This window comes from Pantoea sp. Tr-811 (assembly GCF_011752535.1).
Classification (GTDB): domain Bacteria; phylum Pseudomonadota; class Gammaproteobacteria; order Pseudomonadales; family Pseudomonadaceae; genus Aquipseudomonas.
The window spans coordinates 1-13,344 of sequence record NZ_VWXJ01000024.1 but is presented as its reverse complement, the minus strand read 5'-3'; the positions used below and the strand labels follow the sequence as shown (position 1 = coordinate 13,344).

The following is a 13,344-nucleotide window of genomic DNA, read 5'->3' as shown; positions in this document are numbered from 1 at the left end:
TCTCAGGCTTGCGGGGGGGCTGCGAAGGGCACGTCCAGCGGCGCGGTGTCGAAATTGCGCAGCAGGTCGATGAGGATCTGCGTGGCCGGGCCCAGGGTCTTCTCTTTGCTCGAATAAAGGTAGAACAGTGGGTGGCGGCTGCCACCCTGATCGAGCGGCAGGGGCTTGAGCACGCCGTCGCGCAGCTCGCGTTCGATCATGTGCCGGGGCAGCCAGGCAAAGCCCAGGCCACTGCCAACGAAGGTGGCGGCGGTGCCCAGGCTGCCCACCGTCCAGCGCTGTTCGGCGCCGAGCCAGCCGACATCGCGCGGCTGGGCGCGGCCTGAGTCGCGAATCACCACCTGCAGCTGGCTTTCCAGGTCCTGGAAGGTGATCTCCCGGCCCAGGCGGTGCAGGCTGTGTTCGGGGTGGGCGACGGCGACGAATTCCACCGCGCTGAGCTCGCTGCCCAGGTAACCCCCGATGCTGTAGCTGCTGATGGCAAGGTCAGCGATGCCTTCGTGCATCACCTCTTCCACCCCCGACAGCACTTCTTCACGCAGGCGCACCCGGCAACCACGGCTCTGCGGCATGAACGCGGCCAGGGCACGCACCAGGCGGGCGCTGGGGTAGGCGGCATCGACCACCAGGCGTACTTCGGCCTCCCAGCCCTGTTCCATGTGGTGGGCCAGGTCTTCGAGCTGGCTGGCCTGTTTCACCAGGTGCCGCGAGCGGCGCAGCAGCACGTTGCCGGCCTCGGTCAATACGGCCTTGCGGCCATCGATGCGCAGCAGCGGCACGCCCAGCTGTTCCTGCATGCGCGCCACGGTGTAGCTGACCGAAGACTGCGAACGGTGCAGGGCTTCGGCGGCCTGGGCAAACCCGCCATGGTCGACCACTGCCTGCAGGGTTCGCCATTGATCCAGGGTCACGCGCGGCGCTTTCATGTTTGGCTCCTGTTGTCCTAAGCTGCGCTCTTTCAAGGAGAGCGCCCCATGAAGAAATGTTGTGCGGCAATATTGATGTGCCTGCCCCTCGGGGCCATGGCTTACCCCATCGATGTGGAGAAGGAACTGACCGGGGTCAAGCTGGATTACACCACCTACGACACCGCCTATGACATCGGTGCCATTACCCTGAACAACTATGGGCAAGTGCCAGCGGCCTGCAAGGTGATGTTCCGCAACGGGCCCGAGGCGCCGCGGGTGCGGCGGGTGAACGTGCCGGCCGGCAAGAGCGTGGACGTTACGGCCAAGTTCAACCGGCAGATCATCAAGCTGCGCATCGCGCTGGACTGCAAAGCGGAATAAAACGGATTAATCGATAGATTGAACCCACTTTTTACGCTTTTTTATCGATAGGTCAAGCCTTAATCTCACCTCCATCGAATCGCACCCCTTTTTGCCGATGGAGGCACCCCATGTCCCGCGTACTGATCATCGAAAGCAGCGCCCGCCAGCAGGATTCCGTTTCCCGTCAACTGACCCGCGACTTCATCCAGCAGTGGCAGGCCGCTCACCCGGCTGACCAGATCACCGTACGCGACCTGGCGGTAAACCCGGTGCCGCACCTGGACGCCGACCTGCTCGGTGGCTGGATGAAGCCTGAAGAGCAGCGCAGCGCCGCCGAACTGGGGGCACTGGCCCGTTCCAACGAACTGACCGATGAATTGCTGGCGGCCGATGTGCTGGTGATGGCAGCGCCGATGTACAACTTCACCATTCCCAGCACCCTCAAGGCCTGGCTGGACCACGTGCTGCGTGCCGGCATCACCTTCAAGTACACCCCAACCGGCCCGCAGGGCCTGCTCAATGGCAAGCGCGCCATCGTGCTGACTGCCCGCGGCGGCATCCATGCCGGCGCCGCCAGCGACCACCAGGAACCGTACCTGCGCCAGGTGATGGCCTTCATCGGCATTCACGATGTGAACTTCATCCACGCCGAAGGCCTGAACATGAGTGGCGAGTTCCACGAGAAGGGCCTGAACCAGGCCAAGGCCAAGCTGGCAGCGGTGGCCTGAGCCTTACCGAATTCCCAACCCTGACACCTGTTTGTAGCTCCTTTGGGTGTACCTGCCCGGCCTTTTGGCCGGGCTTTTTTATGCCTGGGATTTTTGTATGGCCTGTGCTGGCCCTTTCGCGGGCAAGCACGCTCCTACAGGTACGGTTCACAGGCCTGTGGGAGCGGGCTTGCCCGCGAAGAGGCCGGTACAGCCCCACATTACTCATGGTTGAACACAAAGGCCGCAACCCGCTAAGGTCGCGGCCTTGATCCACGAGAGGCAACCATGGGCTACCTGATAATCGTCGCGCTGATCCAGGCGTTTTCCTTCAACGTGATCGGCGAGTACCTGGCCGGGCACGTCGACAGCTACTTCGCCGTGCTCGCCCGGGTGGTGCTGGCGGGCCTGGTGTTCCTGCCGCTGACCCGCTGGCGCCAGGTCGAGCCGCGCTTCATGCGTTCGATGCTGCTGATCGGCGCCCTGCAATACGGCATCACCTACGTCTGCCTGTACCTGAGCTTCCGCGTGCTGAGCGTGCCGGAGGTGCTGTTGTTCACCATCCTCACCCCGCTGCACGTGACCCTGATCGAAGACGCCCTGAACCGGCGCTTCAACCCCTGGGCACTGCTGGCCGCCCTGGTGGCCGTGGCGGGCGCGGGGGTGATTCGCTTCGACAGCATCAGCGGCGACTTCTTCGTGGGCTTTCTGCTGCTGCAACTGGCCAACTTCACCTACGCCGCCGGCCAGGTGCTGTACCGCCACCTGGTGGCCCGTCACCCCAGCGACCTGCCGCATTACAAGCGCTTCGGCTACTTCTACCTGGGCGCACTGATCGTGGTGCTGCCGGCGTTCCTGCTGTTTGGCAATGCCCAGCACCTGCCAACCACGGACGTGCAGTGGCTGGTGCTGCTGTTCCTGGGCCTGTGCCCGACCGCGCTGGGCCTGTATTGGTGGAACAAGGGCGCGTGCCTGGTTTCCGGCGGTACGCTGGCGGTGATGAACAACCTGCACGTGCCGGTGGGCCTGCTGCTGAACCTGTTGATCTGGAACCGTGACGAACCGCTGGGGCGGCTGCTGCTCGGCGGTGCGATCATCCTGGCATCGGTGTGGCTCAGCCGCCTGGGCAGCCGTGGGCAGGTGCCGTTGGCGGGCAAGGCCTGACATGCATACGATTTTCGTCATCGTTGCGCCGATCTTCGCGCTGATCCTGGTCGGCTTTCTGTGCCGCAAGGCCAACAAGCTGGGCGACAAGGCCGCTGCCGAGATCAACAAGATGGTGGTCTGGCTGTGCTTGCCGGCACTGCTGTTCAAGGTGACTGCCACGGCGACCTGGAGCGAAATCTGGCACCCGGGCTTCATCGTCGCGTTCGGCGCGGGTGCGCTGGCGATGTTCGTCGTCACCCTGGCCTGGCGCCTGTTCAGCGGCCACGGCCTGGTGGCAGCGAGCATCGACGGGCTCAGTGCCGGTTATGCCAACACCGGCTACATCGGCATTCCCCTGTGCCTGCTGCTGTTCGGCCAGCCGGGCCTGCAGCCGGCGTTGATTTCGTCGTTGATCGTGGTGTGCCTGGTGTTCGCGATTTCCCTGACGCTGATCGAAATCGGCCTGCAGGAAGAACGGCAGATTGGCCGCGCCATGCTGCTGGTGGGCAAGGCGCTGGCGAAGAACCCGTTGGTGATTTCGCCGCTGGCAGGGACGGCCTGGGCCATGGGTGGCCTGGGGTTGGCCGAGCCGGTGATGCATTTTCTCGACATGCTGGCACTGGCCACCACGCCCTGTGCGCTGATCTCGCTGGGGGCGTTCCTGGCTGAGAAACGCAGCGGTTCCCAGGCCAGCCCCTGGCCGCTGGTGGGCCTGAAGCTGGTGGGGCAGCCGGCGTTGACCTGGGTGCTGGCGTTCAAGGTGTTCAGCCTGCCGACCATGTGGGCGGCCTCGGCGGTGTTGCTGGCCGCGCTGCCGACCGGCACCGGGCCGTTCATGCTGGCCGAATACTACAACCGTGAGGCGGGGTTGATTTCACGGACCATCCTGCTGTCGACCGTGGCCTCGTTGGTGACCTTGACCGGTTTGTTGTACCTGCTGGGTTATGCGGGGTAGCTGAGGGCCCCTTCGCTACATGATGGCGTAGGCCTTACCCCTGTAGGAGCGAGCGCAGCTCGCGATGGGCTGCAAAGCAGCCCCGGCGTTAGTTAGCCGCGAAGCTGAAGCCCTGGGGCCGCTGCGCGCCCCATCGCGAGCTATGCTCGCTCCTACCGGGGCGGGGCCGGCCTGTTACATGCTGTTACGCCCAACGGCTAAAAAAATCAGATTTTGCCGCTTTCTTGTAGGGCATTTCCCAAAGATACTTCCACCCATTGTGGTGTCCCGGGTCAGCCACTAGTCTCGGTTGGTCGTTGCCATTCAACGACCGGCTTTGACAGGCCGACTCAAATTCGAATGCATAGCTTTGCCCTCTATGGCGGCTGTGCGTGGGGCGCTTTCGGGCGCGCCGGGTTTCTCAATTTGACCGGTCTGTCAACCCGCGCACAGCTACCGCCTTTTGTTTGACAGCAAGTCGAAGAAACCAAATTCACCGTCGGTAAAACTGCAATTGGCCAAGGCTCTGCTTGATGATGTCGAGTTGGGGATGATGAAAACCGATTGAGATAGGCCGCGTAGCTGCTCCCAAATATTGGAGCAGCCTTGTGTAGCGCGTTCCTGGTGACCTTGGCCGGTATGTTGTACCTGTTTGGTTATGCGCGGTAGCTGAGGGCCCCTTCGCTGTAGGAGCGAGCGCAGCTCGCGATGGGCTGCAAAGCAGCCCCGCCGTTAGTTAGCTGCGAAGCTGAAGCCCTGGGGCCGCTGCGCGCCCCATCGCGAGCTGCGCTCGCTCCTACCGGGGCGGGGACGGTCTGGAGATGGGGGACTGATCAGCAGGGCCAGGGTCCCAACAATCTCAGATCTCACTCATCTCTTCCAGCCGACGCGGCATCGGCTCCACAGCCCGCCCCGCCAACCCCACCCGCATGTCATTGCCACTGGGCTGCTGATACAGGCTCAAGCCGAACTCCGGCAACACCGCTAGTAGGTAATCGAAGATATCCCCCTGAATCCGCTCGTACTCTGCCCACACCGTGGTGGTGGTGAAGCAGTAGATCTCCAGCGGCACCCCTTCGGCGGTGGTCTGCATCTGCCGCACCATGCAGGTCATGTTCGGGTGCACGTTCGGGTGGTTTCTCAGGTAGGCCAGGGCAAAGGCCCGGAACGTGCCGATGTTGGTCAGCTTGCGGCGGTTGGCCGACAGCTCCGCCACCGGCCCCAGCGCCTCGTTCCAGGCCAGCAGCTCCTGGCGCTTGCCGGCCAGGTAGTCACCCAGCAGCTTCACCTGGCTCAGGCGTTGTTCTTCGTCATGGGTCAGAAAGCGCACCCCGGCGGCGTCGATGAACAAGCTGCGCTTGATCCGCCGCCCGCCGGACTGCTGCATGCCGCGGTAGTTGCGAAACGACTCGCTCATCAGGCGCCAGGTGGGAATGGACACGATGGTCTTATCGAAATTCTGCACCTTGACCGTGTGCAAGGTGATGTCCACCACGTCGCCATCGGCACCCACCTGGGGCATTTCGATCCAGTCGCCCACGTGCAGCATGTCGTTGCTGGTCAGCTGCACGCTGGCCACGAACGACAGCAGGGTGTCCTTGTACACCAACAGCAGCACCGCCGACATCGCACCCAGGCCCGACAGCAACAGCAGTGGCGAGCGGTCGATCAGGGTGGCGACGATGACGATGGCGGCGAAAATCCACAGCATCATCTTGGCCAGTTGCACGTAACCCTTGATCGAGCGGGTGCGGGCATGCTCGGTGCGGGCATAGATGTCCAGCAGGGCATCGAGCAGGCACGACAGGGCCAGGGTCAGGAACAGCAGGCTGAACGCCAGGGCGACATTGCCGAGAAAATGCTGGCTGGTGTCGGAAAGCTCCGGCACCAGTTTCAGGCCGAACTGCATCACCAGCGATGGGGTGGTCTGGGCCAGGCGGTGGAACACCTTGTTGTGGCGCAGGTCGTCGAGCCACTTCAGTGCCGATTGCCGGGCCAGCAAGCGGGTGCTGTGCAGCACCAGGAAGCGTGCCAGGCGGCCCAGCAGCAGGGAAATCACCAGCAGCACGGCCAGGCCGATGGCGGCGTGGAGCAGCGGGTGTTGGTCGAGGGTGCCCCACAGGTCGAGGCTGTCACGCCAGATGCGTTGAATGTCCATAAGCTTGTAAACCGGCCAATTGCAGCGAAACGAAGCGCCATTAGAGCGCGGATGGCGAGAAAGTTGCCAAAAGAAATTCGGCTCCGGCGGCAGAAAACGTTACCCTATGCAACTGAATTTCCCGCACTTGCCTGAGGTTACCTCCGTGTTCTCCCAATTCGCCCTGCATGAACGCCTGCTGAAAGCCGTGGCCGAGCTTAAATTCGTCGAGCCGACCCCGGTGCAGGCCGCGGCCATCCCCCTGGCCCTGCAAGGGCGCGACCTGCGTGTGACCGCGCAGACCGGCAGTGGCAAAACCGCCGCGTTCGTCCTGCCGCTGCTCAACCGCCTGGTCGACCTGAAAGGTGGCCGGGTAGAGATCCGCTCGCTGATCCTGCTGCCGACTCGCGAGCTGGCCCAGCAAACCCTCAAGCAAGTGCAGCTGTTCTCGCAGTTCACCTACATCAAGGCCGGCCTGGTCACCGGTGGTGAAGACTTCAAGGAACAGGCCGCCATGCTACGCAAGGTGCCGGACGTGCTGATCGGCACCCCGGGCCGCCTGCTTGAGCACCTCAATGCCGGCAACCTTGACCTGTCTCACGTGCAAGTGATGATCCTCGACGAAGCCGACCGCATGCTCGACATGGGTTTTGCCGAAGACATGGAGCGCCTGTGCAAGGAGTGCGAGAACCGCGAGCAAACCCTGCTGTTCTCCGCCACCACCGGCGGCGCAGCCCTGCGCGACATCATTGGCAAGGTGCTCAAAGACCCTGAGCACCTGATGCTCAACAGCGTCTCGCAACTGGCCGAAGGCACCCGCCAGCAGATCATCACCGCCGACCACGACCAGCACAAGGAAGCCATCGTGCAGTGGCTGCTGGCCAATGAAACCTTCGACAAGGCGATCATCTTCACCAACACCCGCGCCTTGGCCGACCGCATCTACGGCCACCTGGTGGCCAAGGACGTGAAAGCCTTCGTGTTGCACGGCGAGAAGGACCAGAAGGACCGCAAGCTGGCCATCGAGCGCTTCAAGCAAGGCAGCTCCAAGGTGCTGGTGGCCACTGACGTGGCGGCCCGTGGCCTGGACATCGACGGCCTGGACCTGGTGATCAACTTCGACATGCCGCGCAGCGGCGACGAGTACGTGCACCGCGTAGGCCGCACTGGCCGTGCCGGTGGCGAAGGCCTGGCAATCTCGCTGATTACCCACAATGACTGGAACCTGATGTCCAGCATCGAGCGCTACCTCAAGCAGCAGTTCGAGCGCCGGGTCATCAAGGAAGTGAAGGGCACCTACAGCGGGCCGAAGAAGGTCAAGGCCTCGGGCAAGGCAGTGGGTGCCAAGAAGAAGAAGGTCGACAAGAAGACCGGCGAGAAAAAGGCTGCAGCCAAGCGCAAGCCTACCGCCAAGCCACGGCCCAACGCGCCGCTGGCCAGCTCCGACGGCCTGGCGCCACTGAAAAAGCGCAAGCCAGCGGCTGAGTAACCTTCGCCAGCGCTGTCGACTGCGTCGCTCCTACAGGTATTGCATGGCTTTCGAGCCGCGTGCATGCCCTGTAGGAGCGGCGGTGCGGCGATCCGACTTGCCCCGCGAAGAGGCCATCACAGGCCAGCACCTACACAACCCTTTCCCCCGCACCCTGCAGCTATACCCCTGGGTATATTTACCCCACGCCCCCTCGGCCCTAGTTTGAACCCCACAAACACAACAACCGAGGAACACTCCCATGGATCGATTGAAAGGCAAGGTGGCACTGATTACCGGTGGCGCAGGCGGTTGTGGCCTGGCCGCGTCGGAGCTGTTCGCCGCCGAGGGCGCCAAGGTGGTGATCCTCGACTTGCCCAGCAGCCAGGGCGAGACCGTGGCCGCACGCATCAATGCCGAGGGTGGCCAGGCCCTGTTCGTTGCCGCCGACGTGTCGCAGGCCGACCAGGTGCACCGCGCCGTCAGCCAGGCCCAGGCACACTTCGGCGCGGTCACCGTGCTGATGAACCACGCCGGCATCATCGCCGCCGGCCCGTTCCTGGAAACCAGCGAGGCCGACTGGGACCGGCTGATGAGCGTCAACGTGAAAAGCATGTTCCTGGTCACCAAGGCCGTGCTGCCGGGCATGCTCGCCGCCGGTGGCGGCAGCGTGATCTGCACCTCGTCGATTTCCGCCGTGGTCGGCACGCCCATGGAGGTGCTGTACTGCACCACCAAGGGCGCCTGCCACATGTTCGCCCGCGCCCTCGCCGTGGAGTACCGCGACCAGAACATCCGCAGCAACGCGATTTGCCCGGGCTTCATCGGCACGGCCCATGGCCGGCGTGAACTCGACCTGCTGCGTGGCTTTGGCGTGGATGCCTCCGACGAGGCGATCAAGACCATGCAGGGGCGCTTGTGCGACCCGAGCGAGGTGGCCAACGCGGCGCTGTTCCTGGCCAGCGATGAATCGAGCTTCGTCAGCGGCTCGCACCTGTTCGTCGACAACGCCTACACCGCCATGTAACGCCCGGCTGGCAGCGCGCTGCCAGCCACCACAACAAGAACAGCAGCAACTTTCAATTCTGCCCCCAAGCCAATTCCAACAAGACAGAGGCAGCAGATGGAAAACATAGGCACTTACGTCATCTACGTAATCATGGTGTGCGCCGTCATCGGTGCAATCGCCTCGATCGTCAATGCAGAATCGGAGCTGGCCAAGGAGTTCACCGCCGGCTTGCACAGCATCGGCCCGATCTTTATCCCGGTGGCCGGGATCATGGCGGCCATTCCGTTCATTTCCAGCTTCATCAGCCACATCATTGGCCCGCTGTTCCTGGCCATGGGCGCCGATGCCGGCATTGCCGGGCCGATCTTCATCGCCTCGGACCTGGGCGGCTACCAGCTGGCCCAGGCCCTGTCGCACAGCCCTGAGGGCTGGATCCTCGGTTTGATCACCGGTTTCCAGTGCGGCTCGACGGTGATTTTCGTGATACCGGTAGGCCTGGCCATGCTCAACAAGGCCGACCACAAGTACATGGCCCTGGGCATCATGGCCGGGCTCTTGAGCATCCCGATCAGCATCGTGTTGATTGCCATGGGCATGCAGGCCATGGGCCTGGGCGTGCGCCCGGACATCGCCACGGCCGGTGCTGCGACCCAGGCGTTGCACTTCACCCTGCCAACCCTGTTGCGCAACCTGTCGCCGCTGATCTTGTTCTGCGTGGCCTTGGCCGCGGCGCTGCGCTACTTCCCCAACCTGATGGTCAGCCTGTTCCTCAAGCTGGGCCAGCTGATGTACGCGGCGGTGACCCTGGTGCTGGTGGCCTCGATCGTCGAATACTTTACCGGCGCCTTCACCGCGCTGTTCGGTGGCTGGGGCTTTGCGCCGATCATCGCCGACAAGGCCGACCAATTCCGCGCCCTGGAAATCGCCGGCTACGTGGGCATCATGCTTTGCGGGGCGTTCCCGATGGTGTACCTGATCAAGCGCTTCCTTTCGCGGCCGATCGAAAAAGTGGCCTCAAAGCTTGGCCTGTCGCCGGTCGGTGCGGCCGGGATCCTTGCGGCTTCGGCCAACATCCTGGCGATGTTCCGCCTGGTGGCCGACATGCCGCCCAAGGACAAGGTGCTGGTCATCGCCTTTGCCGTGTGCGCGGCCTTCACCTTTGGTGACCACCTGGCCTACTCGGCCAACTTCCAGCCGACCCTGATCGGGCCGCTGATCATCGGCAAGCTGGCCGGTGGCCTGCTGGGCATGGCGCTGGCCTACTGGCTGGCCGTGCCCAAGGCGCTGGAGCTGGGCCGCCAGGAAGAGGCGGGTGAACTGCTGCCGGCAAGCCCTGCGTTGCACTGACAGGGCCAGGCATCGTTCAATGCCGCTCGGGCTTTCATAGCCGGGCGGCATTCGCGTTTTCTTCCTTTATCGCACAGGCCACTGCAATGAACAGCGACAACGCCGACCGCCTGGGCGCGGTCATCCGCAGCATCGGCAGCGACACCCTGGGCCCGGCCCTGGACAGCGCGCTCAAGGGCGTGGTTGATTTCGACATGAGCTGCGCCTACCTGTTTCGCTTCAACCAGCCGGCGCTGCTGATTCACGACGGCTACAACCAGCGCGTGGCCGAACGCACGCTCAAGGCGTACTTGCGCGGCGGTTACCTGCTCGACCCGTTCTACGTCGCCTGCACCAACCACCACCCCGCAGGCCTGTGGCGCATGAGCGAGCTGGCTCCGGACAGCTTCTTCGCCTCCGGCTTTTCCATCTCCCACGACATCCACCCCTGCGTCTCGTCGCACCATGGCAGCCTGATCGAGGAAATCGGCTTCATCGTTCCCGTGCGCCCGCGCACGGCGCTGGTGTATTCACTGATGCGCGGCCTCGACAAGGGCGCCTTCGAAGCCGAGGAAGCGCAGCGGCTGGCGGCATTGACGCCGGTGATCGATGCCATTTTCAGCCAGCACCTGCGCCTGGCCCACGCCGAGGCCCTGGCCGACCCGCAGGAGTCGGACAGCCAGCTGGAAGATGCCTTCGTCGATATCCTCCAGGGGCAGTTGACCGAAACCCAGCGGCACGTGGCCAAGCTGATTCTGCAAGGGCACAGCAGCCAGTCGATCTCCCGCGAGCTGGGCATCTCCGAAGGAACGGTGAAGGTGCACCGGCACAATATCTGGCAACGGCTGGGGATTGCCGGGAATGCGGAGTTGTTCCGGTTGTTTATCAATTATCTGGTGAAGAACAGCTGAGTGCTCAATGGGCAAGATGCGGTTTGGCAGTCATGTCGATGCCCAGCGCTTTCATTACGGCCAAAAAGGATTTGAGCGTAGGGTTGCCGTGTTCGCTGAACGAGCGATAGAGCTGTTCACGAGAAAGGCCAGTCTCTTTTGCCAACTCACTCATCCCTTTGGCTCGTGCCACGACACCAACGGCTTTGGCCACATAGCTGGCATCGCCCGTTTCCAGGGCATCGGTCATGAACTGCGCAATGGCCTCGGGCGTGTCGAGGTAATCAGCGGGATCAAATTCGAAGAACGTTTCAGTCATTTTGCATCCTCCACGAACGCAGTATCAGGTGGGCAGCTTTGATGTCTCGATGCTGGCTACCTTTGTCACCACCGCAGAGCAGGATCACATAGGTATCGCCCGACTGGTGAAAGTAGACCCGGTAACCAGGCCCATAGTGAATCCTGAGCTCACTGATGCCATGGCCAACCGGTGATACATCGCCGGGCACGCCTTCCATGAGGCGGTTGATGCGGGAGATGATTCTGACCCTCGCACCTGCATCTCGAAGCCCGATCACCCATTTTCTGAAACTGCTGGATTCGAATTTTTTCATCAAGCGAATGTAGTTTATAAAATACATTCGCGGGGTACGGCAAATGGTTTCTGCCTGTTGCCACTCTATTCACGATGTAAGGTGCTTGTTTCTGGGCCTGTAAGGTACGGACTGTTTTGTAGTCCAATTCAGCTGCACTGGAGTCTGGAAACCTTTCGGAACACTCTCGCTCACCAATAGGTCCCAACCTGTGTACCCCCTTCGTCCACAGCAGGAGGCCACACCTATGAGCAGCACCTACGACTGGGACCTGATCGAGCGTTTGCTGCACGAGGTGCAGAACGGCGCCGGTCACAGCTTCACGCCACGCCCCTATGCCGAGCAGCACGCCGCGGCGCAGGCCGCTTCGGGCCAGCCGATAGGGGATCTGGACCACCTGAAAACCCGCGCCTGTGAATACGAAAAGCTGTTGTTCGCCCGCGGCTTCATCGAAAGCCGGCCACAGGAAGAGGGCGGTAACGGTGAGAACTTCGTGCTCACCGAGCGCGGTTCGCGCCTGTTGAGCCTGATCGACAGCAGCATTCCGGGCTTCGAGCACCCGCGGCAAGTGCTCGATGAGCAGGCCGATGCGCTGGATGAAACCACCTTCGAGCAAGTGTCGGCCAAGGCGCAGATCGCTTGAGGTCGTTTTGAGGCTGGTAAGGGCAGGCCGGGAAACCCGATAATCGGTACTTTCCGATCACTGCCGAGCCCTTGCCAATGTCTATTTCGCCCCAAAAGGCCCGCCCATGAGTGCGGCCCGCAAGAACCCCGATGCCTTCGCTTTCCAGGTCATGCTGGGCCTGTGCCTGATCTGGGGCTGCCAGCAGGTGCTGATCAAGACGGCGGCGGTGGACATTGCCCCGGTCATGCAGGCGGCGTTGCGCAATTGCATCGCAGCAGTGCTGGTGGGGTTGATGATTTGCTGGCGCGGCGGTTGGGAGCAGGTGGGCAGTACCTGGCGCGGCGGTTTGCTGGCCGGTGGGCTGTTCGGCCTGGAGTTCCTGTTCATCGCCGAGGGGCTGAAGCTTACATCCGCTGCCCATATGTCGGTATTTCTCTACACCGCACCGGTGTTCACGGCGCTGGGCCTGCACTTCATGCTGCCCAGCGAGCGGCTGCGCTTGCTGCAGTGGCTGGGTATCCTGCTGGCGTTCGGTGGCATCGCCATGGCTTTTGCCGGGGGCGTGTCGTTTGCCGAGATGGACGGGCGCATGCTGCTGGGCGATGCCTTTGGCGTGCTCGCAGGGCTGGCCTGGGGCGCGACCACCGTGGTGGTACGTGGCTCGCGGCTTTCCGAGGCACCGGCGACCTTGACCCTGTTCTACCAGCTGGCGGTGGGTTTTGTCGGGTTGCTGCTGATTGCCCTGGTCAGCGGGCAAATCGGTGAGGTGAAGCTCACACCGCTGGCGGTGGGCAGCGTGCTGTTCCAGGGCATTGTGGTGTCGTTCGTCAGCTACCTGACCTGGTTCTGGTTGCTGCGCAAGTATTTGGCGTCGAACCTGGCGGTGTTTTCCTTTATCACGCCGTTGTTCGGGGTGACCTTTGGCGTGGTGTTGTTGGGTGAGCCGCTGAGTGCGAATTTTGTGATTGGGGCGTTGATGGTGCTGCTGGGGGTGATTCTGGTAAGTGCCGAGCCCTGGGTGAAGCAGCAATTGCGCAGATTCGTGGGTTGAGGGTTGCCAGTGCCGGCCCCTTCGCGGGGCAAGCCCGCTCCTACAAGGGGACCTCGCACTTGTAATTAAATGGACTCGCCCCCGCCGAGGCATCACAGTGCCACGGTGGCGTTCTAAGAAGCCAACGGCAGCGAGGGCGAGACCATGAAAAAGCTTACGACGAAACACGATTGTGCGCCTTGTGCAG

14 protein-coding genes are annotated in these 13,344 nt (G+C 62.8%); 10 read left to right on the top strand and 4 right to left on the bottom strand.

The window, feature by feature from the left end; genetic code table 11:
• Positions 1-2 precede the first annotated feature (2 nt).
• On the bottom strand, positions 3-926 hold the full coding sequence (locus F3J44_RS26210; protein ID WP_167059671.1) for a LysR family transcriptional regulator: 924 nt from the start codon (positions 924-926) through the stop codon (positions 3-5).
• 48 nt (positions 927-974) lie between these two features.
• Here F3J44_RS26210 and F3J44_RS26205 point away from each other — a divergent pair, with 48 nt between their 5' ends.
• From F3J44_RS26205 to F3J44_RS26190, 4 genes are all read left to right on the top strand, one after another.
• Entirely contained in the window at positions 975-1,289 is a 315-nt protein-coding gene (locus F3J44_RS26205) for a 3-phosphoglycerate kinase (protein WP_167059674.1), read from the top strand.
• Positions 1,290-1,399: 110 nt separating this feature from the next.
• Positions 1,400-1,999 carry an FMN-dependent NADH-azoreductase gene (locus F3J44_RS26200; protein WP_167059676.1) on the top strand — a complete coding sequence of 200 codons (600 nt, stop codon included), beginning with the start codon at positions 1,400-1,402 and terminating at the stop codon, positions 1,997-1,999.
• A gap of 267 nt (positions 2,000-2,266) precedes the next feature.
• A complete protein-coding gene (locus F3J44_RS26195; RefSeq protein WP_167277350.1) occupies positions 2,267-3,142 on the top strand; it encodes a carboxylate/amino acid/amine transporter in 876 nt (291 codons plus the stop codon).
• A gap of 1 nt (position 3,143) precedes the next feature.
• Complete coding sequence (locus tag F3J44_RS26190) at positions 3,144-4,079, top strand: AEC family transporter (protein ID WP_167277348.1); 936 nt, start codon at positions 3,144-3,146, stop codon at positions 4,077-4,079.
• 838 nt (positions 4,080-4,917) lie between these two features.
• Here F3J44_RS26190 and F3J44_RS26185 read toward each other — a convergent pair.
• A complete protein-coding gene (locus F3J44_RS26185) occupies positions 4,918-6,216 on the bottom strand; it encodes a mechanosensitive ion channel family protein (protein WP_167059686.1) in 1,299 nt (432 codons plus the stop codon).
• A 145-nt stretch (positions 6,217-6,361) separates the two neighbouring features.
• Between F3J44_RS26185 and F3J44_RS26180 the strand changes: the two genes are divergently transcribed.
• The 4 genes from F3J44_RS26180 to F3J44_RS26165 all read left to right on the top strand — a co-directional run bounded on the left by F3J44_RS26180 (position 6,362) and on the right by F3J44_RS26165 (position 10,909).
• Positions 6,362-7,684 carry a DEAD/DEAH box helicase gene (locus F3J44_RS26180; RefSeq protein WP_370526358.1) on the top strand — a complete coding sequence of 441 codons (1,323 nt, stop codon included), beginning with the start codon at positions 6,362-6,364 and terminating at the stop codon, positions 7,682-7,684.
• A gap of 241 nt (positions 7,685-7,925) precedes the next feature.
• A complete protein-coding gene (locus tag F3J44_RS26175; protein ID WP_167277346.1) occupies positions 7,926-8,690 on the top strand; it encodes an SDR family NAD(P)-dependent oxidoreductase in 765 nt (254 codons plus the stop codon).
• Between the two features lie 96 nt (positions 8,691-8,786).
• Positions 8,787-10,019, top strand: a complete 1,233-nt coding sequence (gene eutH, locus F3J44_RS26170) for an ethanolamine utilization protein EutH (protein WP_167277343.1) — start codon at positions 8,787-8,789, stop codon at positions 10,017-10,019.
• Positions 10,020-10,105: 86 nt separating this feature from the next.
• Entirely contained in the window at positions 10,106-10,909 is an 804-nt protein-coding gene (locus tag F3J44_RS26165; protein WP_167277341.1) for a helix-turn-helix transcriptional regulator, read from the top strand.
• A 4-nt stretch (positions 10,910-10,913) separates the two neighbouring features.
• Here F3J44_RS26165 and F3J44_RS26160 read toward each other — a convergent pair whose 3' ends face one another.
• Both F3J44_RS26160 and F3J44_RS26155 read right to left on the bottom strand, forming a co-directional pair.
• A complete protein-coding gene (locus tag F3J44_RS26160; RefSeq protein ID WP_167059698.1) occupies positions 10,914-11,207 on the bottom strand; it encodes an addiction module antidote protein in 294 nt (97 codons plus the stop codon).
• Entirely contained in the window at positions 11,200-11,502 is a 303-nt protein-coding gene (locus F3J44_RS26155; RefSeq protein WP_304622161.1) for a type II toxin-antitoxin system RelE/ParE family toxin, read from the bottom strand. The genes F3J44_RS26160 and F3J44_RS26155 overlap by 8 nt, the downstream gene beginning before the upstream one ends.
• A gap of 226 nt (positions 11,503-11,728) precedes the next feature.
• On the opposite strand from F3J44_RS26155, the gene F3J44_RS26150 reads away from it, so the two are divergent.
• Positions 11,729-12,124 carry a transcriptional regulator gene (locus F3J44_RS26150; RefSeq protein WP_167059702.1) on the top strand — a complete coding sequence of 132 codons (396 nt, stop codon included), beginning with the start codon at positions 11,729-11,731 and terminating at the stop codon, positions 12,122-12,124.
• Positions 12,125-12,230: 106 nt separating this feature from the next.
• Entirely contained in the window at positions 12,231-13,157 is a 927-nt protein-coding gene (locus F3J44_RS26145; protein WP_167059705.1) for a DMT family transporter, read from the top strand.
• The last annotated feature ends 187 nt before the right edge of the window (positions 13,158-13,344 follow it).

Bases quoted from the DNA above. Each gene is read 5' to 3' on its own strand.
- F3J44_RS26210 (WP_167059671.1), bottom strand. From the start codon at position 926: ATGAAAGCGCCGCGCGTGACCCTGGATCAATGGCGAACCCTGCAGGCA.
- F3J44_RS26205 (WP_167059674.1), top strand. From the start codon at position 975: ATGAAGAAATGTTGTGCGGCAATATTGATGTGCCTGCCCCTCGGGGCC.
- F3J44_RS26200 (WP_167059676.1), top strand. From the start codon at position 1,400: ATGTCCCGCGTACTGATCATCGAAAGCAGCGCCCGCCAGCAGGATTCC.
- F3J44_RS26195 (WP_167277350.1), top strand. From the start codon at position 2,267: ATGGGCTACCTGATAATCGTCGCGCTGATCCAGGCGTTTTCCTTCAAC.
- F3J44_RS26190 (WP_167277348.1), top strand. From the start codon at position 3,144: ATGCATACGATTTTCGTCATCGTTGCGCCGATCTTCGCGCTGATCCTG.
- F3J44_RS26185 (WP_167059686.1), bottom strand. From the start codon at position 6,216: ATGGACATTCAACGCATCTGGCGTGACAGCCTCGACCTGTGGGGCACC.
- F3J44_RS26175 (WP_167277346.1), top strand. From the start codon at position 7,926: ATGGATCGATTGAAAGGCAAGGTGGCACTGATTACCGGTGGCGCAGGC.
- eutH (WP_167277343.1), top strand. From the start codon at position 8,787: ATGGAAAACATAGGCACTTACGTCATCTACGTAATCATGGTGTGCGCC.
- F3J44_RS26165 (WP_167277341.1), top strand. From the start codon at position 10,106: ATGAACAGCGACAACGCCGACCGCCTGGGCGCGGTCATCCGCAGCATC.
- F3J44_RS26160 (WP_167059698.1), bottom strand. From the start codon at position 11,207: ATGACTGAAACGTTCTTCGAATTTGATCCCGCTGATTACCTCGACACG.
- F3J44_RS26155 (WP_304622161.1), bottom strand. From the start codon at position 11,502: ATGAAAAAATTCGAATCCAGCAGTTTCAGAAAATGGGTGATCGGGCTT.
- F3J44_RS26150 (WP_167059702.1), top strand. From the start codon at position 11,729: ATGAGCAGCACCTACGACTGGGACCTGATCGAGCGTTTGCTGCACGAG.
- F3J44_RS26145 (WP_167059705.1), top strand. From the start codon at position 12,231: ATGAGTGCGGCCCGCAAGAACCCCGATGCCTTCGCTTTCCAGGTCATG.